The 23,323-nt window shown below is 72.7% G+C and carries 23 protein-coding genes; 14 read left to right on the top strand and 9 right to left on the bottom strand.

The window, feature by feature from the left end:
* The first annotated feature begins 95 nt into the window (after window positions 1-95).
* On the top strand, window positions 96-1,526 hold the full coding sequence (locus GE115_RS15425) for a basic amino acid/polyamine antiporter (RefSeq protein WP_153685660.1): 1,431 nt from the start codon (window positions 96-98) through the stop codon (window positions 1,524-1,526).
* Here GE115_RS15425 and GE115_RS15420 read toward each other — a convergent pair.
* Window positions 1,516-2,616, bottom strand: coding sequence for a LacI family DNA-binding transcriptional regulator (locus GE115_RS15420; RefSeq protein WP_376765724.1), 1,101 nt, complete (start codon window positions 2,614-2,616; stop codon window positions 1,516-1,518). The genes GE115_RS15425 and GE115_RS15420 overlap by 11 nt on opposite strands.
* 114 nt (window positions 2,617-2,730) lie before the next feature.
* Here GE115_RS15420 and GE115_RS15415 point away from each other — a divergent pair, with 114 nt between their 5' ends.
* The 5 genes from GE115_RS15415 to GE115_RS15395 all read left to right on the top strand — a co-directional run bounded on the left by GE115_RS15415 (window position 2,731) and on the right by GE115_RS15395 (window position 8,935).
* Window positions 2,731-3,615 carry a carbohydrate ABC transporter permease gene (locus GE115_RS15415; RefSeq protein WP_153685659.1) on the top strand — a complete coding sequence of 295 codons (885 nt, stop codon included), beginning with the start codon at window positions 2,731-2,733 and terminating at the stop codon, window positions 3,613-3,615.
* Between the two features lie 20 nt (window positions 3,616-3,635).
* Window positions 3,636-4,547 carry a carbohydrate ABC transporter permease gene (locus tag GE115_RS15410; protein ID WP_153685678.1) on the top strand — a complete coding sequence of 304 codons (912 nt, stop codon included), beginning with the start codon at window positions 3,636-3,638 and terminating at the stop codon, window positions 4,545-4,547.
* An 86-nt stretch (window positions 4,548-4,633) separates the two neighbouring features.
* On the top strand, window positions 4,634-5,980 hold the full coding sequence (locus GE115_RS15405) for an ABC transporter substrate-binding protein (protein WP_153685658.1): 1,347 nt from the start codon (window positions 4,634-4,636) through the stop codon (window positions 5,978-5,980).
* 111 nt (window positions 5,981-6,091) lie between these two features.
* Window positions 6,092-7,909, top strand: coding sequence for a beta-galactosidase (locus tag GE115_RS15400; protein ID WP_312855239.1), 1,818 nt, complete (start codon window positions 6,092-6,094; stop codon window positions 7,907-7,909).
* 234 nt (window positions 7,910-8,143) lie between these two features.
* The gene (locus tag GE115_RS15395) at window positions 8,144-8,935 is read left to right on the top strand and encodes a siderophore-interacting protein (RefSeq protein WP_312855238.1); all 792 of its coding nucleotides are present in this window, start codon (window positions 8,144-8,146) and stop codon (window positions 8,933-8,935) included.
* Between the two features lie 6 nt (window positions 8,936-8,941).
* Here GE115_RS15395 and GE115_RS15390 read toward each other — a convergent pair whose 3' ends face one another.
* Window positions 8,942-9,820 carry a 3-methyladenine DNA glycosylase gene (locus GE115_RS15390; protein ID WP_153685677.1) on the bottom strand — a complete coding sequence of 293 codons (879 nt, stop codon included), beginning with the start codon at window positions 9,818-9,820 and terminating at the stop codon, window positions 8,942-8,944.
* A gap of 83 nt (window positions 9,821-9,903) precedes the next feature.
* Window positions 9,904-10,191: a DUF4287 domain-containing protein gene (locus GE115_RS15385; protein WP_153685655.1), complete on the bottom strand. Its 288-nt coding sequence runs from the start codon at window positions 10,189-10,191 to the stop codon at window positions 9,904-9,906.
* Between the two features lie 78 nt (window positions 10,192-10,269).
* Here GE115_RS15385 and GE115_RS18980 point away from each other — a divergent pair, with 78 nt between their 5' ends.
* Entirely contained in the window at window positions 10,270-11,259 is a 990-nt protein-coding gene (locus tag GE115_RS18980; protein ID WP_312855237.1) for an ArsR/SmtB family transcription factor, read from the top strand.
* A 136-nt stretch (window positions 11,260-11,395) separates the two neighbouring features.
* A complete protein-coding gene (locus tag GE115_RS15375; protein ID WP_153685654.1) occupies window positions 11,396-12,277 on the top strand; it encodes an LLM class flavin-dependent oxidoreductase in 882 nt (293 codons plus the stop codon).
* Window positions 12,278-12,382: 105 nt separating this feature from the next.
* Here GE115_RS15375 and GE115_RS15370 read toward each other — a convergent pair whose 3' ends face one another.
* Window positions 12,383-13,405, bottom strand: a complete 1,023-nt coding sequence (locus tag GE115_RS15370) for a 1-aminocyclopropane-1-carboxylate deaminase (RefSeq protein ID WP_153685653.1) — start codon at window positions 13,403-13,405, stop codon at window positions 12,383-12,385.
* A gap of 10 nt (window positions 13,406-13,415) precedes the next feature.
* Window positions 13,416-14,138: a GntR family transcriptional regulator gene (locus GE115_RS15365; protein ID WP_153685652.1), complete on the bottom strand. Its 723-nt coding sequence runs from the start codon at window positions 14,136-14,138 to the stop codon at window positions 13,416-13,418.
* Window positions 14,139-14,585: 447 nt separating this feature from the next.
* Between GE115_RS15365 and GE115_RS15360 the strand changes: the two genes are divergently transcribed.
* The 3 genes from GE115_RS15360 to GE115_RS15350 all read left to right on the top strand — a co-directional run bounded on the left by GE115_RS15360 (window position 14,586) and on the right by GE115_RS15350 (window position 17,189).
* On the top strand, window positions 14,586-16,127 hold the full coding sequence (locus tag GE115_RS15360; RefSeq protein ID WP_153685651.1) for an ATP-dependent DNA ligase: 1,542 nt from the start codon (window positions 14,586-14,588) through the stop codon (window positions 16,125-16,127).
* Window positions 16,128-16,197: 70 nt separating this feature from the next.
* Window positions 16,198-16,605: a DoxX family protein gene (locus GE115_RS15355; protein ID WP_153685650.1), complete on the top strand. Its 408-nt coding sequence runs from the start codon at window positions 16,198-16,200 to the stop codon at window positions 16,603-16,605.
* A 59-nt stretch (window positions 16,606-16,664) separates the two neighbouring features.
* Complete coding sequence (locus GE115_RS15350; protein ID WP_153685649.1) at window positions 16,665-17,189, top strand: GNAT family N-acetyltransferase; 525 nt, start codon at window positions 16,665-16,667, stop codon at window positions 17,187-17,189.
* 44 nt (window positions 17,190-17,233) lie between these two features.
* Here the strand turns inward: GE115_RS15350 and GE115_RS15345 are convergent, their stop codons facing one another.
* Window positions 17,234-18,265, bottom strand: coding sequence for a helix-turn-helix transcriptional regulator (locus GE115_RS15345; RefSeq protein ID WP_153685648.1), 1,032 nt, complete (start codon window positions 18,263-18,265; stop codon window positions 17,234-17,236).
* Window positions 18,266-18,335: 70 nt separating this feature from the next.
* On the opposite strand from GE115_RS15345, the gene GE115_RS15340 reads away from it, so the two are divergent.
* A complete protein-coding gene (locus GE115_RS15340; RefSeq protein ID WP_153685647.1) occupies window positions 18,336-19,499 on the top strand; it encodes an epoxide hydrolase family protein in 1,164 nt (387 codons plus the stop codon).
* 43 nt (window positions 19,500-19,542) lie between these two features.
* Here the strand turns inward: GE115_RS15340 and GE115_RS15335 are convergent, their stop codons facing one another.
* Both GE115_RS15335 and GE115_RS15330 read right to left on the bottom strand, forming a co-directional pair.
* Entirely contained in the window at window positions 19,543-20,256 is a 714-nt protein-coding gene (locus GE115_RS15335) for a type 1 glutamine amidotransferase domain-containing protein (RefSeq protein ID WP_153685646.1), read from the bottom strand.
* A gap of 107 nt (window positions 20,257-20,363) precedes the next feature.
* The gene (locus GE115_RS15330; RefSeq protein ID WP_153685645.1) at window positions 20,364-21,233 is read right to left on the bottom strand and encodes a LysR family transcriptional regulator; all 870 of its coding nucleotides are present in this window, start codon (window positions 21,231-21,233) and stop codon (window positions 20,364-20,366) included.
* Between the two features lie 65 nt (window positions 21,234-21,298).
* Between GE115_RS15330 and GE115_RS15325 the strand changes: the two genes are divergently transcribed.
* On the top strand, window positions 21,299-21,853 hold the full coding sequence (locus tag GE115_RS15325) for a hypothetical protein (RefSeq protein WP_153685644.1): 555 nt from the start codon (window positions 21,299-21,301) through the stop codon (window positions 21,851-21,853).
* 52 nt (window positions 21,854-21,905) lie between these two features.
* Window positions 21,906-22,526 carry a histidine phosphatase family protein gene (locus tag GE115_RS15320; protein ID WP_153685643.1) on the top strand — a complete coding sequence of 207 codons (621 nt, stop codon included), beginning with the start codon at window positions 21,906-21,908 and terminating at the stop codon, window positions 22,524-22,526.
* Here GE115_RS15320 and GE115_RS15315 read toward each other — a convergent pair.
* Complete coding sequence (locus GE115_RS15315; protein ID WP_153685642.1) at window positions 22,474-23,298, bottom strand: EI24 domain-containing protein; 825 nt, start codon at window positions 23,296-23,298, stop codon at window positions 22,474-22,476. The genes GE115_RS15320 and GE115_RS15315 overlap by 53 nt on opposite strands.
* Between the last annotated feature and the right edge of the window lie 25 nt (window positions 23,299-23,323).

The following is a 23,323-nucleotide window of genomic DNA, read 5'->3' as shown; positions in this document are numbered from 1 at the left end:
GGCGGCGCGGGCGGCGCGGCTGCGCAGGCGGCGGACGTCGGCGCGCTGGCGCGGGCGGCGCGCCCAGCGGGCGTCGGCGCGCTACGGTCGGGGCCATGAGCGAAGGGCCCGAGGGCGTCCGCGATCGCGCGACGGTGCGACTCGGCGTGCCGACCCTGACCGCGATGGTCGTCGGCTCGATGGTGGGCGCCGGGGTGTTCTCGCTCCCCGCGACGTTCGCGGCGGAGACCGGGGTGCTCGGCGCGATCATCGCGTGGGCGATCGCGGGCGTCGGCATGCTCATGCTCGCGCTGGCGTTCCAGACCCTCGCGGTGCGGCGGCCGCAGCTCGACGCGGGCGTGTACGCCTACGCGAAGGCCGGGTTCGGGGAGCTCATCGGCTTCTTCTCGGCGTTCGGGTACTGGGCGAGCGCGTGCGTCGGCAACGTCACCTACTGGGTGCTCATCATGTCGACGCTCGGTGCGGTGTTCCCGGTGCTCGGCGACGGCGACACGCCGCTGGCGTTCGCGCTGTCGTCGGCCGGGCTCTGGGTGTTCTTCCTGCTCGTGCGCCGCGGCGTGCGCGAGGCCGCCGCCGTCAATCGCATCGTGACGGTCGCGAAGCTCGTGCCGATCGTCGTGGCCGTGCTGCTCTCGCTGTTCGTGCTCGACCCCGCGGTGTTCGCCGAGAACCTGCTCGGCGCGGGCGACGCCGGGACGCTGTTCGAGCAGGTGCAGGGCACGATGCTCGTCACGGTCTTCGTGTTCCTCGGGGTCGAGGGCGCGAGCGTGTACTCGCGGCACGCGCGTCGGCGGCAGGACGTCGGCCGCGCGACGGTGCTCGGGTTCCTCGCGGTGTTCTCGGTGTTCGCCTCGGTGACGATCGTGTCGTACGGCGTGCTGCCGGCCGCCGAGCTCGCCGAGCTGCGTCAGCCGTCGCTCGCGGGCGTGCTCGAGGCGGCCGTCGGCGGCTGGGGCGCCGTGCTCGTGAGCGCCGGGCTGATCGTCGCCGTGCTCGGCGCGTACCTCGCCTGGACGCTGATGGCCGCCGAGGTCGTGTTCGTGGCGGCGAAGGACCACGACATGCCGCGCTTCCTCGCCCGGTCGAACGCCCGCGACGTGCCCGTCGGGGCCCTGTTGAGTTCGACCGTGCTCGCGCAGGCCGTGCTGGTCGTGGCGATGACGGCCGTCGACGCGTTCGACTTCGCGCTCAACCTGACGAGCGCGCTCGCCCTCGTGCCGTTCCTGTTCGCGGCGGGGTACCTCGTGCGGGTCGCCGTCGCCGACGGCGGAGGCATCCGTCGTCGCGATCTCGTGATCGGCGTGCTGGCGACCGCGTACGTGCTGTTCCTGCTGGTCGGCGCGGGGCTGACCTACCTGCTCGTGTCGCTGATCGTGCAGGTGCCTGCGGTCGCGCTGTTCCTCGTCGCGCGCCGGGAGCAGGGCCGGCGGCTGCTGTCGCGGAGCGAGTGGGTGGTGCTGCTCGTCGCGACGGCCGGCGCCGTCGTCGGCATCGCGGGGCTCGCCGGGGGCTGGATCATCCTGTGACGGATGCCGCCGCGCGCGGCGCGGTCGGCGCCGCCGTGCTGTCGCGCACGATGAGTTCGGTCGACACGAGGGTCGTGCCGTGCGCCACGCCCGACTCGACCTCGTGCAGCAGCGCTTCGACCGACCGGCGGCCGACCTCGCCGAAGAACTGCCGCACCGTCGTCAGCGGCGGCCAGTAGTTGCCCGACTCCTCCATGTCGTCGAAGCCGACGACGCTGACCTCGGCCGGAACCGGGCGCCCCGACTCGTGCATCGCGCGGAGCACGCCGAGCGCCATCTGGTCGTTCGCCGCGAACACCGCGGTGACGGAGGGATCGGCGGCCAGCCGCAGCCCGATGCGGTGGCCCGACTCGCTCGACCAGTCGCCGACGAGCGCGTCGGGCACGGGAGCGCCGCGCTCGCGCAGCGTCGCCTCCCACGCCTCGCGGCGGTGCACGGCCGAGTAGGAGCGGTCGGGCCCCGCGACGTGGTGCACGGTCGCGTGCCCGAGGTCGAGCAGGTGCTCCGTCGCGAGCCGCGCTCCGTGCGCCTGGTCGGTGTCGACCACGGGGAACCGGTCGCCCGCGTTGGAGTCGACGACGACGACGGGCAGACCCGCGGGCAGCTCGATGTCGCGCTCGTCGAGCAGGTGCGCCTCGACGATGATGACGACGCCGTCGACGGCCTCCTCGCTCAGCCGGTCGAAGGCGACCGAGACATCGCCGCGAGTGGGGTTCGGCACGGGGATGAGGTTGATCGTGTAGCCCGCGTCGGTCGCGGCGGCGGCGATGGCGTCGAGGGTGCGCATGTTGCCGAAGCTCGAGAGGGTGAACATGATGACGCCGATGCTGTGGAAGCGTCCGGAGCGAAGCGCGCGCGCGGCGCTGTTGGGCCGGTAGCCCAGACGCCGCATCGCTGCCGTGACGCGCTCGCGGGTCTCGGGGTCGACGTTGTGGCGCCCGTTCGCGACCCGGCTGACGGTCTGCCCCGACACTCCCGCCTCGCGGGCGACATCCGCCATCGACGGGCCTCGTCGGCGGTTGCCGGCGGACTCCGCGGCCTGCTCGCCGGCGCGCTCGCCGGCGGGCTCGGCGGCCTGCGTGCTCGTCATCGGCGTCTCCTTCGCGACTCATGAAGCGTACCGGCGGGGTGGCGCATGTTCACGTCAACATGCTACGGTGCCTGCACTGCATGTTGACGTGAACATGCTCGATTGGATCACTCGATGACAACGCTGTCCCGCTCCCGGAGCGAGTGGAAGGGCCTCGCCTTCACCGCGCCGTTCCTGATCGTCTTCCTCCTCGTCTTCGTCGCGCCCGTCGTGTACTCGGTGTACCTCAGCCTCTTCCGCGAGCAGATGGTCGGCGGCAACGCCTTCGTCGGCCTCGAGAACTACGCCGAGCTGGTCGTCGACGCCCAGTTCTGGGAGGGATTCCTGAGGGTCCTGCTGTTCCTCGTGATCCAGGTGCCGGTCATGCTCGTGCTCGCCCTCGTCGCCGCGCTCGCGATCGACTCCGCGCGCCTGCACGCCTCGGGGTTCTTCCGCATCGCGATCTTCCTGCCCTATGCGGTGCCGGCCGTCGTCGCGGTGCTCATGTGGGGGTTCATCTACGGCGACCAGTTCGGGCTCGTGGCGAACCTGAACGACTGGCTCGGGGCATCCGTCTTCGCGCCGTTCTCACGCGACTGGATCCTCGTCTCGATCGGCAACATCGTCACCTGGGAGTTCGTCGGCTACAACATGCTCATCTTCTACTCGGCGCTGAAGGTCGTGCCCGGCGACCTGTACGAGGCCGCCGAACTCGACGGGGCGGGCGCGTTCCGCGTCATCCGCGCGATCAAGCTGCAGGCCCTGCGCGGCGCGATCGTGATCGCGACGATCTTCTCGATCATCGGCAGCTTCCAGCTCTTCAACGAACCGAACATCCTGCGCACGCTCGCGCCGAACATCATCACGACGTTCTTCACGCCCAACATGTACGCCTACAACCTCTCGTTCAGCGGCCAGCAGTACAACGCGTCGGCCACGGTGGCCATCGTCATGGGCGTGATCACCGCGGTGATCGCCTACGTCGTGCAACTCCGCGGCTCGCGGAAGGAGGAGCGATGACCGCCACGCTCACCGAAGCCATGACCACGACGGATGCCTCGAGCCGCGGCCGGGGCGGGCCCACGCGACGGCGCGCGGCATCGGTGCTGCGCCCGCGCAAGTCGGTCGCGTTCACGATCCTGATGGCGATCTTCGTCGTCTACGCGCTCGTGCCGCTGCTCTGGCTCGTGATCAACGCGACGAAGACCCAGGCTGGGCTGTTCTCGAGCTTCGGGCTCTGGTTCTCCGACGACTTCGTGATCTTCCAGAACATCTGGGAGACGCTCACCTACGACGACGGCATCTTCCTGCGTTGGCTCGGAAACACGCTGCTCTACGTCGTCGTCGGCGCAGGCGGCGCGACGCTGCTCGCCACGCTCGCGGGCTACGGGCTCGCGAAGTTCCGGTTCGCCGGCCGCCGCGCCATCTTCGCGGTCGTGCTCGGGGCCATCGCGGTGCCCGGCACGGCGCTCGCCGTGCCGACCTTCCTGATGTTCAGCCAGTTGGGACTCACCAACACGCCCTGGGCGATCATCATCCCGTCGCTGATCAGCCCCTTCGGGCTCTACCTGATCTGGGTCTATGCCGTCGACTCGGTGCCGACCGAACTGCTCGAGGCGGCCCGCATGGACGGCGCGGGGGAGTTCCGCACGTTCTTCACCATCTCCATCCGGCTGCTCGCGCCCGGCATCGTCACCGTGCTGCTGTTCACGGTCGTGGCCACCTGGAACAACTACTTCCTCCCGCTGATCATGCTGAGCGACCCCACCTGGTACCCGCTCACGGTCGGCCTCAACCAGTGGAACGCGCAGGCCACCGGCGTCAGCGCGCAGCCCATCTACAACCTGGTGATCACGGGGTCGCTCCTCACGATCATCCCCATCGTCGTCGCGTTCCTCGGCCTGCAGCGGTTCTGGCAGTCCGGGCTCAGCGCCGGCAGCGTCAAGCAGTGACGCGCATCCCTCGCACCACCACGTACCCACCACCTCGCATGCACCACTCGCACCCATCCACAGCACAAGGAAGTGAAGGACACCACATGAGCAGCTCGCGCTCCGCCCTGCGGCGGACCCTGACGATCGCCGCGACCGCCGCCCTCGCGATCGGCGGCCTCGCCGCCTGCAGCCCATCGGCCGCCGGCGGCGGCGGCGCGGCCGGCGACCCGGCCGACCTCGACGCCGCCCTCGAGAAGGGCGGTGAACTCACCTACTGGAGCTGGACCCCGAGCGCCGAGGCGCAGGTCGCGGCGTTCGAGGAGGCGTACCCCAACGTCGACGTCGAGCTCGTGAACGCGGGCACCAACACCGAGGAGTACACCAAGCTCCAGAACGCGATCAAGGCCGGGTCGGGCGCCCCCGACGTCGTGCAGATCGAGTACTACGCCCTGCCGCAGTTCGCGATGTCCGACTCGCTCGTCGACCTCTCGCAATACGGGCTCGACGAGCTCGAGGACGACTACAGCGCCTCGACCTGGGGTGCCGTGAACGTCGACGGCAAGCTGGTCGGCCTGCCGCAGGACTCGGGCCCCATGGCCCTCTTCTACAACCAGACCGTCTTCGACCAGTTCGGCATCGCCGTGCCCGAGACCTGGGACCAGTACGTCGAGGCGGCCCGGCAGCTGCAGGCGGCCGACCCGACGAAGTTCATCACCGCCGACACGGGTGACGCGGGCTTCACGACGAGCATGATCTGGCAGGCCGGCGGCCGCCCGTTCTCGATCGACGGCACCGACGTCGCGATCGACCTCGCCGACGAGGGCGTCCAGAAGTGGACGGGTGTCTGGGACCAGCTCATCTCGGAGGGCCTGCTCTCCGACACCCCCGGCTGGAGCGACGAGTGGTACCAGGGCCTCGGCGACGGCTCGATCGCGACGCTCGTGATCGGCGCGTGGATGCCCGGCGTGCTCGAGTCGAGCGTGCCCGACGGCGCGGGTCACTGGCGCGTCGCGCCGATGCCGACGTACGACGGCACGCCCGTGGCGGCCGAGAACGGCGGCGGCGGACAGTCGGTCACGTCCCAGTCGAAGAACCCCGCGCTCGCCGCGGCGTTCCTGCGCTGGCTCAACAACGACCCCGCGTCGATCGACGTGTTCCTCGAGTCCGGCGGCTTCCCGGCGACCACGGCCGAGCTCGATGACCCCGAGTTCGTCGGCGCCGAGTCGGAGTACTTCGGCGGCCAGAAGATCAACGAGGTTCTCACGCAGGCGTCGAAGGACGTCTCGACCGGCTGGTCGTACCTGCCCTACCAGGTGTACGCGAACAGCATCTTCGGCGACACCGTGGGCCAGGCCTACGCCAACCGCACGCCGCTCGCCGACGGCCTCGCCGACTGGCAGGCGCAGCTCGTCGAGTACGGCGACGAGCAGGGCTTCACGGTCAGCGAGTAGCCGACCCAGCCGGGGGCCGGTCGGCGCATGCCGGCCGGCCCCTCGCGACGGGCGAACGACGTCGCGACCCGTGGACGAGGTCGCGACCCCGAACGAACCAGAAGGATGCACGTGACCCCCACCAGCCGCTTCGCCATCGGACCGACCGACTTCGAGCTCGACGGGCAGCCGGTCCGCATCCTCGCGGGCGCGCTGCACTACTTCCGGGTGCACCCCGACCTCTGGGCCGACCGCATCCGCAAGGCGCGGCTCATGGGTCTGAACACCATCGAGACCTACGTGGCCTGGAACCTGCACGAGCCGCGGCGCGGGCAGTGGGACGCGTCGGGAGCACTCGACCTCGGCCGCTTCCTCGACCTCATCGCCGCCGAGGGCCTGCACGCCATCGTGCGCCCCGGCCCGTACATCTGCGCCGAGTTCGACAACGGCGGCCTGCCGGCCTGGCTGTTCCGCGACCCCGAGGTCGGCGTGCGCCGCTCGGAACCGCACTACCTCGAAGCGGTCTCGGCGTACCTGCGGCGCGTGTACGAGGTCGTCGCCCCGCGCCAGGTCGACCACGGCGGGCCCGTCGTGCTCGTGCAGATCGAGAACGAGTACGGCGCATACGGCGCCGACAAGGACTACCTGCGCCGTCTCGTCGACGTCACGCGCGAGGCGGGCATCACGGTGCCGCTCACGACCATCGACCAGCCCACGCCGCAGATGCTCGCCGACGGAAGCCTGCCCGGCCTGCACCTGACCGGCTCGTTCGGCTCGCGCGCCGAGGCGCGCCTGGCCACGCTGCGCGAGTTCCAGCCGACGGGCCCGCTCGTCTGCATGGAGTTCTGGTGCGGCTGGTTCGACGACTGGGGTTCGCATCACCACGAGACGGATGCCTCGGCGTCCGCCGCCGAGCTCGACGCGATCCTCGCGGCCGGCGGCTCGGTCAACATCTACATGTTCCACGGCGGCACGAACTTCGGGCTGACCAACGGCGCGAACGACAAGGGCCGGTACGCGCCGATCACCACGAGCTACGACTACGACGCCCCGCTCGACGAGAGCGGGTACCCGACCGAGAAGTTCTTCGCCTTCCGCGATGTCATCTCGCGCTACGCGCCGGTGCCCGACGAGGTGCCGCCGCCCAGGCCGCCGGCCCCGGTCGTCGCGGCCCCGCTCCGGCCCGGCCCGCGCCTGCTCGACGTGCTTCCCGCTCTCGGCGAGGCATCCGATCACGACCGCCTGCCGAGCTTCGACGATCTCGCGCACGACCGCGGGTTCGCCGTGTTCCGGACCCGCCTGGACCGCCCGGGGCCCGCGACGCTGACCGTCGGCGAGGAGGTTCGCGACCGCGCCTGGGTGCTCATGGACGGCGTTCCCATCGGCGTGCTCGCCCGCGACGGGCACGAGCGCGCGATCGTGCTGCCCGACGCGCGCGGCGACCTCGCGATCGTCGTCGAGGACCAGGGCCGCGTCGACTACGGGCCTCGCATCGGCGAACACAAGGGACTGATCGGCGGCGTGCGGCTCGACGGCGTCGAGGTCACCGGCTGGCGCGCGACGCCGATCGACCTGGCGCGGGTCGAGGCGGTCGTCGGCGCGGTCGGCGCGGCGGTCGACGAGGCGGTGACGGATGTCTCGGGCGACGGCCCGTGGATCGGGCGGGGAGTCCGGCCGGGGATCGGGCCGGGCTTCGCGACCGCGAGGTTCGAGCTCGACGAGCCCGCCGACCTGTACCTCGACACACTGGATTGGGGCAAGGGCGTCGTCTGGGTGAACGGAATCCTGCTCGGTCGATACTGGCGGCGCGGACCGCAGCGCACACTGATCGTGCCATCGCCCGTCACGCGAGCCGGCACCAACGAGGTGCTCGTGCTGGAGTTCGAGGCGTTCGCCGACCCGACCGTGCGGTTCCTCGAGGCGCCCGAACTGGGGCACACCGAGATCTGAGGCGCGAGGCATCCGTTCGCGGCGACGCGGCGGCCCCGGCGGCCTGATCTCCCGCGTCGCGCGCGTCGGAGATCTCGGGTGGCACGCCGGCGCGACCCTGCGTGTCGCGCGGAATCTCCTTCGCACGGTACCGAGCGCGGTCCGGATCTTCGCGAACGTCGTCGGGCGACCCGCACTGGCCCGAGCGCCGTCGGCCAGCTAAGGTAAGGCTTGCCTGATTCTTGGAGGAAGCCCGTGGTCGCCAGCAACATCGTCGTCACCCATGCCGAAACCGGCCTCGTGACGGCCGAGGTCGTCGACGCCCGACGCATCTCGCCGCACTTCGTGCGTCTCACGATCGAGGGCGAGGAGCTCGCCGGCTGGCGACACCTCGGCTTCGACCAGTGGTTCCGTCTCGCGGTGCCGACCAGCGACCACACGCGCTTCGACAACCTCGCCGACACGTTCAACACGGCGGCGTACCTCAAGTACCTGACGCTGCCGCGCGCGACCCGGCCGGTGATCCGCAGCTACACCGTGCGGGAATTCCGTCCCGAACTCCGCCAGATGGACATCGACTTCGTCGTGCACGGCGACGAGGGCGTTGCGGGTCCGTGGGCGGGCCGTCTGCCCGTCGGCGACCGGCTCGCGATCATCGACCAGGGTTGCGGCTTCAAGCAGGCCGACGCCGATCGCACCGTGCTCGTGGGCGACGAGAGCGCCCTGCCCGCGGTGCTCGGCATCCTGCGCGACCTCCCGCGCACCACGCGCGGCGACGCGCTGATCGAGATCTCCGACCTCGACGACCGCCAGGACGTCGACGCGCCCGAGGGCATGGAGTTGCACTGGGTGCTGCGCGCGCCGGGCCAGGCGCCGGCCGAGGCCGCGCTCGCGCGCCTGCGCGACCTGCCCGAGTTCGGCGGCACGGTCAACGCGTTCGCGGCGGGGGAGTCGAAGCTCGCGACGGGCGCGCGCCGCCACCTCGTGCACGACCGCGGCGTGCCCAAGGCGAGCGTCGTGTTCTGCGGCTACTGGCGCGCGGCCTGAGCCGCTTCAGGCGAACGCGGCATCGAGGATGCTCCGGCGCAGCGCGTTCGCGCGCTCGGCGAAGCCGCGCTGGAGCCTGACGTACTCGGCCTTGCCCTCGGCGGTCTCGATGCGAACGGGCTCACCGCCCCAGGGCTCCATGTCGTACGGTGACGCGCGCATGTCGAGGTACCGGATGTCGCGCGCGAGCTCGAACGCGTCGAGCAGCAGTTCGCCCGGCACGAGCGGGCCGAGCTTGACCGCCCACTTGTAGACGTCCATGTTGGCGTGCAGGCAGCCGGGCTGCTCGAGGTCGGGCTGGCTCTCGCGCGTCGGGGCGAAGCGATTGCGCGGCACCGCGCCGGGCGTGAAGAAGCGGAACGCGTCGATGTGCGTGCAGCGCAGGTCGTGCGCCTCGACGACGCCGTCGGTCTCGGTCTGGCCGAGTCGGAGCGGAACCGGATGCCGATGCTCGTCCTGCCGGTACACCATGGCCCACTCGTGCAGCCCGAAGCACCCGAAGGAGGCCGGTCGCGCGGCGGTGAGGCGGAGCATCCGCTCGACGGCGTCGAGCAGGGCGCCCTTCTCGCGCGCCATCGCGGCGCGATCGACGACGAGCGAACCCGCAGCGGCCCCCGGCGCGTACCAGCGCCACGCGGAGCGGGGCTCGGCCGAGGCATCCGCGAGTGCGACGCCCGCGCCGGGGTGCCAGCGGCGCAGCAGCGCGGGCGAGTACGAGTAGTAGGTGAAGAGGAAGTCCTCGATCGGATGCCGCTCGCCCCGCGCCGCGCGCTCGCGATGCCCGGCGGTCAGCGCGTCGGCACGCTCGGCGTGCGCGCGCTCGCGCTCGCGCCAGTCGGAGGCGTCGAGCACGACGACCGGGGCGGATGCCGCGGCGTCGAGCATCGGGAGGGTCACCCCTCGATGGTAGGCGGAGCCCCTGAGCCTCGGGTCAGGGGGCCCACCACCGGAAGGGCACGGGGAAGCGGTCAGGCCGGCTTCGTCGCGACGCCGTCGAGCCAGAGGCGGTCAGAGGGATCGGAGTGCGTGCCGCCCGAGTTCACGTGCTTGGGGTCGATGCGGTCGCCCTTCGTGATGACGTGCGCGATCGCCATCGCGTGGCCGTGGCCGAGGCCGTAGTCGGCCTTCAGCCAGGTCACGATCGGCGTGGTCTTGGTCGACTCGTCGAAGCCCTGCTCGCGCGCGAGTTCGATGAACTGCCGCGGGGTGATGCCCGTCTTCGCCTCGACGTTGTCGAGGTAGGCCTGGAACGACATGGATGCTCCTCGGTAGGTGTTCGTGTGAGTGTGCGAACAGCCTCGGCCACGGGGCATCCGCGCCGATACTCTTTCGAGGTGGATCGAAACTTCGTGGATTTCCGGCTCGCGCCCGACGACATCTCCGCGATCCGGTTCGGCATCTCTCCGGGGCACGAGCTGTGCCACGCCGTGCGCGTGCTGCAGCGCCCGGCGGAGCATCCGCTGCAGTGGGGATGGCTGCGCGCGGTGCGAACCCGCGTGCCGCGCGAGTCGTTCGACGTGCTCGCGCTGCTGATCGGACCGGAGGGGTACTTCCCCGACTTCTTCACGGCGACACCCGCCTGGGACATGACCCCCGACGACGAGGCGGCGCGGCTGCGCGAGGTGCCCGTCGGCCCGATGCTCGTCGACCTCGACAAGATGATCGCGCGGTCGACGGGGGCGCGGCAGCAGGCCATCCGGCGCATGCACGACGAGCCCGAACGCGCCTGCGAGATGATCGCCGACGCCTGGAGCGACGTGTGGCAGGCCATCCTCGCGCCCGTGTGGACCCAGGTCGAACGGCTGCTGCGGGCCGACATCGCCGTGCGCTCGCGTCGCATCGCCACCGACGGCATCGCCGCCATGGCGAGCGGCCTGCACCGATCGGTCGAGTGGCATTCGGACTCGGTGCGCGTCGCGATGCGCTGGCACAGCGAGACGCTCGACTGCCGCGGCAGCGGGCTCGTGCTCGTGCCGAGCGTGCTCGGCTCCGCGGGCTGCACCGTGCTCACCGAGCCGCCCGCGCAGCCGACGCTGTTCTACCCGGCGCAGGGCGTGACCGAGACCTGGGCGCGAGACCCCGCAGAGGCCGAGCGCGCGCTCGGAGCGCTGCTCGGGCCGGCGCGGGCGGGCATCCTGCTCACCGCGCACGAGGCGCGCACCACGTCGCAGGTCGCCGCGGATGCGGAGCTCGCGATCTCGACGGCCTCGCACCATCTCGCGGTGCTGCGCGACGCCGGGCTCGTGCGCAGCACGCGCGACGGTGCGAAGGTGCTGCACCTGCGCACACCGCTCGGGGAGGCGGTGGTCGGCGCGGCGCTCTGACCGGTGCGGAGGCCACGGCCGTGCCGGCCTGCGCCCGTCGGCCGCGGGTGCCGACGGGGGCGGCCTGCGCCCGTAAGCGGCGTGCGCCGCCGGGGGCGGCCTGCGCCCGTCGGCCGCACCTGCCAGCATGGAACCCATGACCTCACCGCGCATCGGAGCCATCTTCCAGCCGTCCTTCCCGCCCGAGCGGCTGCGTGCCGCGGTCGAGGCCGCCGAGGCGGCCGGGGTGCCCGAGGTGTGGCTGTGGGAGGACTGCTTCCGCGAATCGGCGTTCGCGACGGCCTCCGCCGCGCTGGCGTGGACCGAGCGCCTGCGCATCGGCATCGGCATCGCCCCCATGCCGATGCGCAACGTCGCGACCCTGGCGATGGAGATCGCGACGATCGAGCGGCTCTTCCCGGGCCGACTGATCCCGGGCGTCGGCCACGGCGTGCTCGACTGGATGGGGCAGATCGGCGCCCGCGTCGCGTCACCCCTCACGCTCATGCGCGAGTACGCGCCCGCGTTGCGCGCGCTGCTCGCGGGCGAGGAGGTCACGACCGACGGCCGGTACGTGCGGCTCGACCGGGTGCGGCTCGACTGGCCGCCCGCGAGCCCGCCGGCCGTGTTCGCCGCCGGCGAGGGCCCCAAGACGCTGCACCTGACGGGCGAGGTCGCCGACGGCACGATCATCCCGGCCGGCGCGTCGACCGAGCGCATCGCCGAGTCGGCGGCGATCGTGCGAGCAGGGCGCGAAGCGGCCGGACTCGACGGGCCGCCCGAGATCGTCGTCTTCCTGAACACCGCGTTCGGCGGTGACGACGCGCGCGCCCGAGCGATCGCCGACCTCGCGACCTGGGATGCCACGGCCGATCCCTCGCGTGTCGCCGCCGGCGATCTCGACGAGGTCGTCGCGACCGTCGACCGCTACGCCGCGGCCGGTGCGACGGCGGTGATCCTGCAGCCGACTGCCGACGAGCCCGACCTCGAGGGGTTCATGGGCTCGGTCGGCGAGGTGGTGCGCCGGGTCGCCGGCTGAGGCATCCGCCGGCGGCGCGGCGGCGAGGCATCCGGGCGGTGCGGCGGCGAGGCATCCGTCAGCCGGCGCGCTGCGCTGCCGGCGCCCGCACCTTCCGGCCGCAGGTCAGTGGTACCGGCCGCTGTAGGCGTTGATCGCGGGCTGCCCGCCGAGGTGGGCGTAGAGCACGTTCGAGTCGCGCGGGATCTCGCCGCTCGAGACGAGGTCGATGAGGCCCGCCATCGACTTGCCTTCGTAGACGGGGTCGAGGATCACGCCCTCGAGGCCGCCGGTCAGGCGCATCGCCTCGTCGGTGGACTCCACCGGGATGCCGTACTCGTCACCGGCCCAGCCGCCTCGCACGGTGATCTCGTCGTCGCGCAGGTCGCGGCCGAGGCCGATCAGCGACGCCGTGCTGCGGGCGATGCGCGCGACCTGGTCGCGGGTCTCGTCGAGCTTCGCCGACGCGTCGATGCCGATGACCCGGCGCGGGCGCCCGCCGAAGTGCTCCTCGAGGTCGGCGAAACCGGCGATCATGCCGGCCTGGGTCGACCCGGTGACGGCGCACACGACGATCGTGTCGAAGAAGACGCCGAGCTCGGCCTCCTGCGCGGCGACCTCGTGCGCCCAGTTCGCGAACCCGAGTCCGCCCAGCGGGTGATCGGATGCCCCGGCGGGGATGGCGTAGGGCACGCCGCCGGATGCCTCGACGTCGGCGATCGCCTGCTTCCACGAATCGCGGAACCCGATGCTGAAGCCCGCGGGCGACAGGCGCACGTCGGCACCCATGAGCCGCGACAGCAGGATGTTGCCGACCCGGTCGTTCACGGCGTCGGGCCAGTCGACCCACTGCTCCTGCACGAGCACGGCCTTCATGCCCAGGTGCGCGGCGACGGCGGCGACCTGGCGGGTGTGGTTCGACTGCACGCCGCCGATCGACACGAGGGTGTCGGCGCCCTTCGCGAGCGCGTCGGGCACGAGGTACTCGAGCTTGCGCGTCTTGTTGCCGCCGAAGGCGAGGCCGCTGTTCACGTCCTCGCGCTTCATCCAGACGCGCGCGCCGCCGAGGTGGGCGCTCAGCCGGTCGACCGGATGGATCGGGCTCGGGCCGAACGTGAGCGGGTGCCGGGGGAAGTCGGCGAGGGCCATGGATGCTCCTTCAGGGGGCTGGTGGGGTCGGCTCGGGTGATGGGGTCGGCTCGGGTGATGCGGGTGGCGGGGTCGGGTCGACCTCGTCGTCGAGGTGGAGCAGGCGGCCGAGGGTCGACCAGTTCTCGCCGGCGGCGGCTGCCGCCTCGTCGGCCCGGCCGTCGGCGCACAGCTCGATGATGCGGGCGTGGTCGGCGACCGAGCCGCGCCCGGCCAGCGAGCCGAACCTCGCACGCTCCAGTCGGCGGAGCAGGGGAGTGACCTGCTCGAGCAGGCCCGGCAGCAGCGGGTTGGCGCTGGCGGCGACGGTGACCCGGTGGAACTCGTCGTCAGCGGCGATCGCGGCGTCGACGTCGTCGGCGCGCAGCGCGCGGTCGAACCGCTCGTTGGCCAGGCGCATGGCCTCGAGGTCGGCGTCGGTGAGCTGCGGCACCGCCTCGCGAACGGCGAGTTCGTGCAGGGATGCCGCGATCCGCTGCGCGGCGAGGGCCGTGCGAGCGTCGAGCGGTGCGACGACCGTCTGCTTCGCGCGGCGGGTCTGCACGAGGCCCGCGAGCTCGAGCCGCGCGATCGCCTCGCGGATGGGGGTGCGGCTGACGCCGAGCCACTGCTCGAGCTCGGGGTCGCGCAGCCGCTCGCCCGGCGCGAGCCGGCCGCTCACGATCGCGTCGCGGAGTTCGGCGTACGCGTAGTCGCGCAACGAACTCGGACGAACGGCGGCGGGCAGCGGCATGCAATATATTGCAGCGGATCGTGGCGTATCCGTCAAGTGGTCGCCGGCTCGGCACGCCGCGGCATCCGCCCGTCGTCGGCCGCTCGCCGCTCGCTGTGGCATCCGCGTGCCGCCCGACTCGCGGCATCTTCCCGTCGCCCCGGTTCGCGATTCAGGAATATCTCGACGACACGCCGACTCGGCGCCGCTCGGTGCCGGCGTGTCCGAGCGATCTTCCTGAATCGCGTTCGGGTGGGAGTTCGGATGCCGAGGCATCCGCTCGGGCGCTCGCTGTGGCATCCGCCCGCCGCCTCGATTCGCGCTTCAGGAAGATTTCGACGACACGCCGTCTCGGCGCCGCTCGGTGACGGCGGGTCCGAGCGATCTTCCTGAATCGCGTTCGGGGTGGGGAGAGGAGGGAGCGGATCAGGATGCCGCGGCGTCGGCGGGTGGTGGAAGACTGCGAGCATGCTGCTCGACGAGTTGGTCGGCGTCACCGAGGCCGTTTCCGCGACGCGGTCGCGCCTCGCGAAGGTCGACGCCCTCGCCGGGCTCCTCCGCGGCCTCGAGGCCGACGAGCTGGCGCCGGCGATCGGGTTCCTCCTCGCGAAGCCGCGCCAGGGGCGCGTGGGCGTCGGCTGGCGGGGGTGGGCGGCCGCGGCCGAGGCCGCCGGCGACGCACCCGACGAACCGACCCTGACCGTCGCAGACCTCGACCGTGCCCTCGATGCCCTCCAGGCGGCGACCGGTTCGGGTTCGGCCGCCGCGCGGGCCGCGGAGCTCGGCACCCTGACCGGCCGCGCGACGGCGCGCGAACGCGACTTCATCGGGCGGGTGCTGCTCGGCGAGATGCGCACCGGGGCGCTCGAGGGTGTGCTCGTCGACGCGATCGCCCGTGCCGCCGACCGGCCGGGCCCCGTGGTGCGCCGCGCCGCGATGCTCACCGGCGACCTCGGCGAGACCGCACGGCTCGCCCTCGTCGTCGATCCGGCCGAGCCGGGTGCACTCGAGGCCGTCGGCCTCGTCGTCGGCCGCCCCGTGCTGCCCATGCTGGCCGCGACCGCGGCGACGCCGGCCGAGGCGATCGAGTCGACCGGCGAGGCATCCGTGGAGTTCAAGCTCGATGGCGCTCGCATCCAGGTGCATCGCGACGCCGACGACGTGCGCGTGTTCACCCGCAACCTCGCCGACATCACGTCGCGGCTGCCCGAGGTCGTCGAGGTCGTGCGCGGCTTCGCGGTCGACCGCGTGATCCTCGATGGCGAGACGCTCGCGCTCGACGAAGAGGACGCACCGCGGCCCTTCCAAGACACGATGTCGCGGTTCGGCGCGGAGACGGCGCGCGAGGCGCTGCTGCATCCGTGGTTCTTCGACGTGCTGCACGTCGACGGGCGCGACCTCATCGACGAGTCGCTCGCGACGCGGCGTGCCGAACTCGCGCGCATCGCTCCCGACCACCGCATCCCGGGCGAGGTGACCGCCGATCCGGCGGTCGCCGAGCGCGTCTCGCGCGAGGCGCTCGCGGCCGGCCACGAGGGCGTGGTCGTCAAGGCGATCGACTCGACCTACGCGGCCGGCCGCCGCGGATCCAGCTGGATCAAGGTCAAGCCCGTGCTCACCTACGACCTCGTCGTGCTCGCCGCCGAGTGGGGGTACGGGCGTCGCACGGGGTTGCTCTCGAACCTGCACCTCGGCGCCCGCGATCCCGACGGCCGGTTCGGCGCGCCGGGCGGATTCGTCATGGTCGGCAAGACCTTCAAGGGCCTCACCGACCGCCTGCTCGCCTGGCAGACGGAGTACTTCCCGCAGATCGAGACGCACCGCACCGCGCAGGCGGTGTTCGTCGAACCCGTCACCGTGGTCGAGATCGCGATCGACGGCGTGCAGCGCTCGACGCGCTACCCGGGTGGCGTCGCCCTGCGCTTCGCTCGGGTCAAGGCGTATCGCGACGACAAGCGCGCAGGTGAGGCCGACACGATCGAGGCGCTCCGCGAGTTGTTGCCGGGCTGATCTCGCGCATCGGCGACGCGACGCCTAGCGTGGAACCATCGCCCGCCTCGCGGGCACGAGCGGAGGAACGATGCCCCGAGCGAAGACACCGGCCACCACCCGCGCGCGTACGGTCGGGCGCTGGTCGCTCGCCGGCTTCCTGGTCTTCGCCGGGGTGAGCCATCTCTTCTGGGCGCGCCGTGAGTTCCGCGCCCAGGTGCCGCCGTGGGTGCCGATGGACGCCGACGCGGTCGTCGTCGGGTCGGGCGTCGCCGAGATCGGCCTCGGCGCCGCACTCGTGGCGCTGCCGAAGGAGCGGAGTCGCATCGGCTGGATCGTCGCAGCGTTCTTCGCGGCCGTGTTCCCCGGCAACCTCGCCCAGTTCACCGAGCGCCGCGACGGGTTCGGGCTCGACAGCGACGCGAAGCGCGGCATCCGGCTGCTGTTCCAGCCGCTGCTCGTCTGGCTCGCGATCTGGTCGACCGGGCCGCGGCGCTGAGGCGACGGGGCGCCGCCGACCGTGCGCCGCCCGCCCATCCCGCCTGCGAGGATGGAGGGATGCCCGCCACGATCCGCCTCCTCGAACCCGCCGACGCCCCTCGACTCGCACACCTTCAGACCGAGGGCCGCGAGTTCTTCGCCCCCTGGGACAAGGACCGCGACGAGGAGTGGTTCACCGTCGCCGGGCAGGAGGCGGAGATCGCCGCGCAGTTGCGTCGGCACGCGGCCGGCGAAGGGGTGCCCTTCGCGATCGTCGACCCCGACGGCGAGCTCGTCGGCCGGGTGAACCTCACGACCATCGTGCGCGGCCCGTTCCAGTCGTGCAGCATGGGCTACTGGCTCTCGCCCGGCGCGAACGGAAAGGGCTACGCGACCGACGCCGTGCGCGCCGTGCTCGAGACGGCGTTCGGCGAACTGGGGCTGCACCGGGTCGAGGCCTCGACGCTCCGCCACAACGAGCGCTCGCAGCGCGTGCTCGAGCGCTCGGGTTTCACGCGCTTCGGCATGGCCCCGCGCTACCTGAAGATCGCCGGGGCCTGGCAGGACCACGTCCTCTTCCAGCGCCTCGCCGACGACGACTGACGCGTCGGCAGGAACAGCCCGGCTCGGCCGAGGGGCCGCGGACCTCACGGCGCGGAGGCCGCGGCGGTGCGCAGGTACCGTTCGCCGATCGCCCGCAGGAGCGGCACCAGTTCGGGCGGCGAGTCGACCGTGAACTCCATGTTGAGCATGCCGATGTAGGCGGCGACCGTGTCGAGACTGTCGGCGCCGGTGACCAGCATGCTCTCGGTCTCCGAGATCGCCTCGACGGCGCCGACCGACGGGTTGATGCGGGCGAGCACGGCCTCGGCCGGCGCGGCGATGCGCAGCCGGGCGTGCACGTTCCACCCGCTCGCCGCGACCCGGCGCATCATGAAGGCGGTCAGGTCGCCGCCCGGCGGCGGCACGGGTGAGAACCGTCGACGGGTCGGCATCCGCGGCGTGATGGCGTCGAGCCGCCACACGTCCCACTCCTGCGAGACGGGGTCGCGGCCGACGAGGTACCAGCGTCGCTGCCACGACAGCAGGCGGTACGGCTCGACGAGCCGCTGCGCGTTGCCGGCCTCGCCGGCGCCGCCGGCGTCGGGCGCGGCTCCCGCATCGCCGGTGCTGCCGGCATCGCCGGCCACGTCGAAGCGGAGCCATTCGACGTCGCTGATGGCGGTCGCCACCTGGCGCAGCACCGCGGGGTCGACCTCGGGGTCCGGGGCATCCGTACCGATGTTCTCGGGCGCCCGCCCGACCGCGCGGGTGAGCGCCTCGACGCTGGAACGCAGGCGGGCGGGCAGCACCTGCTCGAGCTTGGCGAGCACCCGGCGGCCCGACTCGTCGACGCCGGCGAGTCCCGTCGCCGCGTGCAGGCCGACCGCCACGGCCACCGCCTCCTCGTCGTCGAGCAGGAGCGGCGGCAGCCGGCCGCCGGCACCGAGCCGGTACGCGCCGGTCGCGCCGCGCGTGGCGTGCACGGGGTAGTCGAGCGCCCGCAGCACCTCGATGTCGTTGCGGATCGTGCGCGTCGTGACCCCGAGGCGTTCGGCGAGTTCGGGCCCGCTCCACTCGGGCCGCGACTGCAGCAGGCCGAGCATCGCGAGCCGGCGCGCGGCGGTCTCGAGGGCCATCGTGAACCACCTCGAATTCGTTCGAGAATCAGGAAGTGAACGTTCCTGTATGCACCGTACCGTCGGAGACATGAACACCACCACCGCTTCCGAAACCGACATCCGCCCCTTCCGCGTCGAGGTGCCCCAGGCCGACCTCGACGACCTGCGCGATCGGCTCGCCCGCACCCGCCTGCCCCAGCCGGCACCGGGCGACGACTGGTCGACCGGCACGCCCAACCACTACCTGCGCGACGCGCTCGAGGCCTGGCAGGCCTTCGACTGGCGGGCCGCCGAGGCGCGCCTGAACGAGATCCCGCAGTTCATCACCGAGGTCGACGGCCAGCCGATCCACTTCCTGCACGTGCGCTCGCCGCACCCGGATGCCACGCCGCTGCTGCTCGCGCACACCTACCCGGGGTCCGCGGTCGACTACCTCGACGTCATCGGCCCGCTCGTCGACCCGGTCGCCCACGGCGGCCGCGCCGAGGACGCCTTCGACGTCGTCGTGCCCGACGCACCCGGGTTCGGCTTCTCGCAGCCGCTGGCCGGATCGGGCTGGACCGTCGCGAAGGTCGCCCGCGCCTACGACGAGCTCATGCGCCGGCTCGGGTACGAGCGCTACGGCATCCACGGCTCCGACAACGGCGCCATGGTCGCCCGCGAGCTCGGCCTGCTGAACCCCGAGGGATTCCTCGGCCTGCACGTGCTGCAGCTGTTCTCGTTCCCGTCGGGCGACCCCGCCGAGTTCGAGCGCCTGGAGCCTGCCGACTACGCGGGCCTCGAGCACATGCAGTGGTTCCAGTCGGTCGGCGGCTACAACACGATGAACGCGTCGCGTCCGCACACCGTCGCCGTCGGCCTCAGCGATTCGCCGATCGGCCTGCTGGCCTACAGCGAGCTGTTCGAATCGTTCGGCAACGGCACCGCGCTCGTGCCGATGGAGAAGCTGCTGCTCGAGGTGAGCGTCACCTGGTTCCAGAACGCCGCGGCCGGCATGAGCCAGGCCTACCTCGAGAACGCCAGGGAGGGGGAGGCGGCGCAGGCGGCCGGGGAGACCCCGGCGGTCAACGCCGCGCCGACCGGGGTCGCCGTCTTCGCCGACGACTTCCAGACGATCCGCGTGTTCGCCGAGCGCGACAACTCGAACATCGTGCACTGGAGCCGCTTCGAGGAGGGCGGGCACTATGCCGCGATCGAGCGCCCCGAGCTCGTCGCGGGCGATATCCGAGCCTTCTTCGCCGGGCTGCGCTGAGCGATCACCGACGTGCCGGCCGACCCCGCGTCGGCCGGCACGGCTACGCCGCCGCCGTCGCGGCGAGCGCCGCCACGAGCTCGGCCGTCACCGCCGCGCTCGACTGCGGGTTCTGGCCCGAGATGAGCGTGCCGTCGCGCACGACGTGGCTCGACCAGGGTTCGCCGTCGTCGATGACCGCGCCGCGCTCGGCGAGCGTGGCCTCGACCCACCACGGCGTGGCCTCGCCGAGGCCGCCCGCGCGCTCCTCGGCGTCGGAGAACACGCTCAGGCGCCGGCCGGCGAAGGCGAACGAGCCGTCGGGGCGCGTCGCCGCGAGCAGGCCCGCCGGGCCGTGGCAGAACGGCGCGATGAGCCGGCCCTCGCGATCGGCATCGACGAGGAGGCGCCCGAGGTCGGCGTCGAACGCGAGGTCGACCATCGGCCCGTGCCCGCCGGGCAGGACGATCGCGGCGAAGTCGGTCGCGGAGAGGTCGGCGAGCACGGCCGGGGCTGCCAGCGCGGGGGCGATTCGGTCGAGGTAGGCGGCGTAGTCGGCGGCCCGGTCGGCGTCGCCGACGCCCTCGGCCGTGAGCGAGCCGGGGTCGACGGGAGCGGGGCGTCCGCCGGGGGTCGCGACGGTCACCGAGTGCCCGGCCGCGACGAGGTCGCGGTGGGCGACGACGAGCTCCTCGGCCCAGAAGCCCGTGGCGTGGTCGGTGCCGTCGGCGAGCGCGATCGAATCGGCCGCGGTGACGACCATGAGGATGTTCGGCATGTGCGTGCCTGCCTTTCGGTGACGGTCGGTGGAGTTCGAGTCTGCGCCGGGTATCGCGCGCCGCGCATCGGCGTTTCAACAGGCCGTACAAGGAATTCCGATGGCGCTCAGCCGATGAACCGCCGGACGGCGGCGAACGCCGCCGCGATCACCGGGTCGCGCTCGGCGTCGCGGCCGCGGGTCGCGAGGTACACGGTGTTCAGCGGCGGCACCTCGGGCTCGTGCAGGCGCACCAGTCGCCCGGCGTCGACGTCGTCGCGCACGAGGTACTCGGGCAGCACCGACATCCCGATGCCGGCGCGCACGGCCGCGGCGACCTCGCGCAGGTCGGGCACCACCGCCGCGACCCGCAGCCCCTCGGGGCGGCAGTCGAAGACCGAGCGCCAGTAGCGCCGGATGATCGGCAGCTCCTCGCCGTACGCGATCACCGGGACGTCGTCGATCGGATGCCCCGCCCACGGCGGTGCCGCGACGATGTGGAACACCTCGTCGTACACGGGCGTCGCCGCGATGCCGCGCCGCGTCGGCCGGACCGCGCTCACGACGAGGTCGAGCGAGCCGCCCGCGAGCGCCTCGAGCAGGTCGTCGGCGAGCCCGAACCGCACGTGCAGGGTCGCGCCCGAGGCATCCGCCAGTTCGGCGAGGTGCGGAAGGACCATCGTCGACAGCAGTTCGGCCGGACCGCCGAGGTGCAGGGCGGCGGTCGCCGACCCGCGCGAGGCGACCGCGAAGACGGCGTCCTCGAGCGCGTCGACGTGCGCCGCGACCTCGCGGGCCAGCGCCGCGCCCTTGGCGGTCGTCTGGACGCCCGCCCGCGTGCGAACCAGCAGCGCGAATCCGACGGATGCCTCGAGCGCCTGGATGTGCGCGGTGACCGTCGGCTGCGACAGCCCCAGCAACGACGCCGCGGCGGTCAGCGAACCCGCGCGCGTGACCGTGACGAACGTGCGGAGGTGGTCGAGGTCGTGGGGCGCCATCGCGGCCACCCTACCCTCCGGCCCGTCGCTGCCGCGGGGCCCGCCGACCGACGTACACTGCGGAAATGGAGCCATCGACGAGCACCACCCTGGTGGTCGTCGGCGATGAGGCGCCGACGGCCGTGAAGTCCCTCACCCGGTTCGCGAACGTGCGGGCCGCCTCCTTCCGCGATGAACACGCTCGCGACGACGCCTCGGACGCCGACGTCGCCCGCTGGCAGGCCGCCTCGACCGCGCCGTACGTCGTGCACGACCACGACCCGCTCGGCCACGTCGCCGCGGCGTGGGTCGAGTTCTTCGACGAGCAGGCCACGCTCGGCGTGCTCGAACTCGAGATCGAACGGGCCGTCGCAGCCGCAGAGCGGCACCTCATCGCGGTGCCCGACTACTACGTCGTGATCCATCCGGAGGCGATGCCGACGACCTGGCGGCACTGGTGGCTCGGCGTCGTCGCGACCGCGTCGCCGACGCGCGTCATCCCGTGGCCCGAGCCCGACGAGTCGCTCGCGGGGCTGCTCCGCCGCCTGCCCACCGGCCGCGCGTGGCCCGACGTCGAGCGCTGGCTGCCGAGCGTCGTCGGCCAGGTGCCCGATCGCGTGGGGCTCGGCGGGGCGGCGTAGGCGGCCCGTCCTCCGGGCCGGGCGCGTCGCGACCGCGGTTACGCTGGAACCCATGGTCATCGCCCTCATCCGCCACGGTCAGACCGACTGGAATCGCGAACTGCGCATGCAGGGGCGCACCGACATCCCGCTCAATCGAACCGGGCGACAGCAGGCCCGCGACGCGGCGCTGCGGTTCGCCGACGGCGGTTGGGACCTCGTGGTCAGCTCGCCGCTCGGCCGCGCCCGCGAGACCGCGGAGATCCTCGCCGACGCCCTGGGCATCGAGTTGGGCGGCACGTTCGACGGCCTGATCGAGCAGGAGTTCGGCGAGGCCGAGGGCGTGCCGGTCGTCGAGATCCGCGAGCGCTGGCCGGCCCGCGACATCCCCGGCATGGAGCCCGACGCGGCGGTCGGCGCCCGCGGGCTCGCCGCGCTCGCCGAGATCGCGGGGGGCCATCCCGAGCGCCGCGTGCTCGCGGTCGCACACGGCACGCTGATCCGGCGGACCCTGGCGACGCTCTCGGGCCACGACGCCGAGCACTATCCGCGCCTCGACAACCTCTCCATCTCGGAGGTGCGCCACCTCGACGAGGCGTGGCACGTGCACACCGTCGGCGGGGTCGAGTTCACGACCCTCGTCAGCGAGCTGGACGCCCGGGCGGCGGGGGTTCCGGCGACCCGGGCGGGCTGAGCGGGGCTCCGCCGGCTGAGCGGGTCGAGCCCGCCGGGCCGACGCCCGCCTCGAGCAGCTGCCGGGCGAGCATCGTCGCGCCGGCGACGGCCGCGGGCATGGTCGCGATCGCCCCGAGCGGCACCAGGAAGCACAGCTGCGTCGCCACGCCGAAGCCGAGCACCCGCCAGCGTCGCGATCGCAGCAACGCCCGCCTCGCCTCGAGGGGGAGGCCGCGCGCCTCGAACGCGCGGGTCGCCAGCTCGCGCGCGAGCAGGTTGCCCGTGAGCACGACGCCGAGCACCGCGGCGATCGCGCCGCCCACGAGCGGGATGAATCCGACGAGCCCGACGCCGATCGCGACGACCAGACCGAGCGAGATGAGCTCGAGCGCGTCGCCGACCGCCCGCCAGAACCCACCGTCGGTCTCGGGCACGTCGCCGCCGAGGTCCTCCTCGACGGCACGCCAGATGCGCTCGTAGAACGGGTCGCCGATGAGCAGTGTGATCGCCGTGAAGGTCACCGCCGCGAGCACCGCGGCGCCCCCGAGCGCGACGACGGCCAGGCTCACACGCAGCAGCGTTCGCCAGATCTCGTCCCAGCCGTCGGCGAACGGGGTCGCCCAGTCGACGAGGCCTGGCAGCGCGAGTCCGAGCGCGATGAGCGCGGTCACGAGGAGCACGAACGTGATCGCGGCGGGCACGAGTCCGAGCAGCATGATCGCGGGCCGGCGCCGCCAGAAGCCGAAGCCGCGGGCGAGCAGTCCGAATCCCGCGGCCAGTTCCCTCAGCATCGGAACAGGATAGGCGGGATTCGGC

This window comes from Agromyces agglutinans, assembly GCF_009647605.1.
GTDB classification, from domain to species: Bacteria; Actinomycetota; Actinomycetes; order Actinomycetales; family Microbacteriaceae; genus Agromyces; species Agromyces agglutinans.
Note: the sequence above shows the minus strand (reverse complement) of the source record. Positions and strands in the feature narration are given on the sequence as shown.

Bases quoted from the DNA above. Each gene is read 5' to 3' on its own strand.
- GE115_RS15360 (WP_153685651.1), top strand. From the start codon at position 14,586: ATGCTGCTCGACGAGTTGGTCGGCGTCACCGAGGCCGTTTCCGCGACG.
- GE115_RS15320 (WP_153685643.1), top strand. From the start codon at position 21,906: ATGGTCATCGCCCTCATCCGCCACGGTCAGACCGACTGGAATCGCGAA.
- GE115_RS15315 (WP_153685642.1), bottom strand. From the start codon at position 23,298: ATGCTGAGGGAACTGGCCGCGGGATTCGGACTGCTCGCCCGCGGCTTC.
- GE115_RS15325 (WP_153685644.1), top strand. From the start codon at position 21,299: ATGGAGCCATCGACGAGCACCACCCTGGTGGTCGTCGGCGATGAGGCG.
- GE115_RS15340 (WP_153685647.1), top strand. From the start codon at position 18,336: ATGAACACCACCACCGCTTCCGAAACCGACATCCGCCCCTTCCGCGTC.
- GE115_RS15335 (WP_153685646.1), bottom strand. From the start codon at position 20,256: ATGCCGAACATCCTCATGGTCGTCACCGCGGCCGATTCGATCGCGCTC.
- GE115_RS15355 (WP_153685650.1), top strand. From the start codon at position 16,198: ATGCCCCGAGCGAAGACACCGGCCACCACCCGCGCGCGTACGGTCGGG.
- GE115_RS15390 (WP_153685677.1), bottom strand. From the start codon at position 9,820: ATGCTCGACGCCGCGGCATCCGCCCCGGTCGTCGTGCTCGACGCCTCC.
- GE115_RS15345 (WP_153685648.1), bottom strand. From the start codon at position 18,265: ATGGCCCTCGAGACCGCCGCGCGCCGGCTCGCGATGCTCGGCCTGCTG.
- GE115_RS15370 (WP_153685653.1), bottom strand. From the start codon at position 13,405: ATGGCCCTCGCCGACTTCCCCCGGCACCCGCTCACGTTCGGCCCGAGC.
- GE115_RS15365 (WP_153685652.1), bottom strand. From the start codon at position 14,138: ATGCCGCTGCCCGCCGCCGTTCGTCCGAGTTCGTTGCGCGACTACGCG.
- GE115_RS15410 (WP_153685678.1), top strand. From the start codon at position 3,636: ATGACCACGACGGATGCCTCGAGCCGCGGCCGGGGCGGGCCCACGCGA.
- GE115_RS15415 (WP_153685659.1), top strand. From the start codon at position 2,731: ATGACAACGCTGTCCCGCTCCCGGAGCGAGTGGAAGGGCCTCGCCTTC.
- GE115_RS15385 (WP_153685655.1), bottom strand. From the start codon at position 10,191: ATGTCGTTCCAGGCCTACCTCGACAACGTCGAGGCGAAGACGGGCATC.
- GE115_RS15420 (WP_376765724.1), bottom strand. From the start codon at position 2,616: ATGACGAGCACGCAGGCCGCCGAGCCCGCCGGCGAGCGCGCCGGCGAG.
- GE115_RS15375 (WP_153685654.1), top strand. From the start codon at position 11,396: ATGACCTCACCGCGCATCGGAGCCATCTTCCAGCCGTCCTTCCCGCCC.
- GE115_RS15425 (WP_153685660.1), top strand. From the start codon at position 96: ATGAGCGAAGGGCCCGAGGGCGTCCGCGATCGCGCGACGGTGCGACTC.
- GE115_RS15405 (WP_153685658.1), top strand. From the start codon at position 4,634: ATGAGCAGCTCGCGCTCCGCCCTGCGGCGGACCCTGACGATCGCCGCG.
- GE115_RS15350 (WP_153685649.1), top strand. From the start codon at position 16,665: ATGCCCGCCACGATCCGCCTCCTCGAACCCGCCGACGCCCCTCGACTC.
- GE115_RS15330 (WP_153685645.1), bottom strand. From the start codon at position 21,233: ATGGCGCCCCACGACCTCGACCACCTCCGCACGTTCGTCACGGTCACG.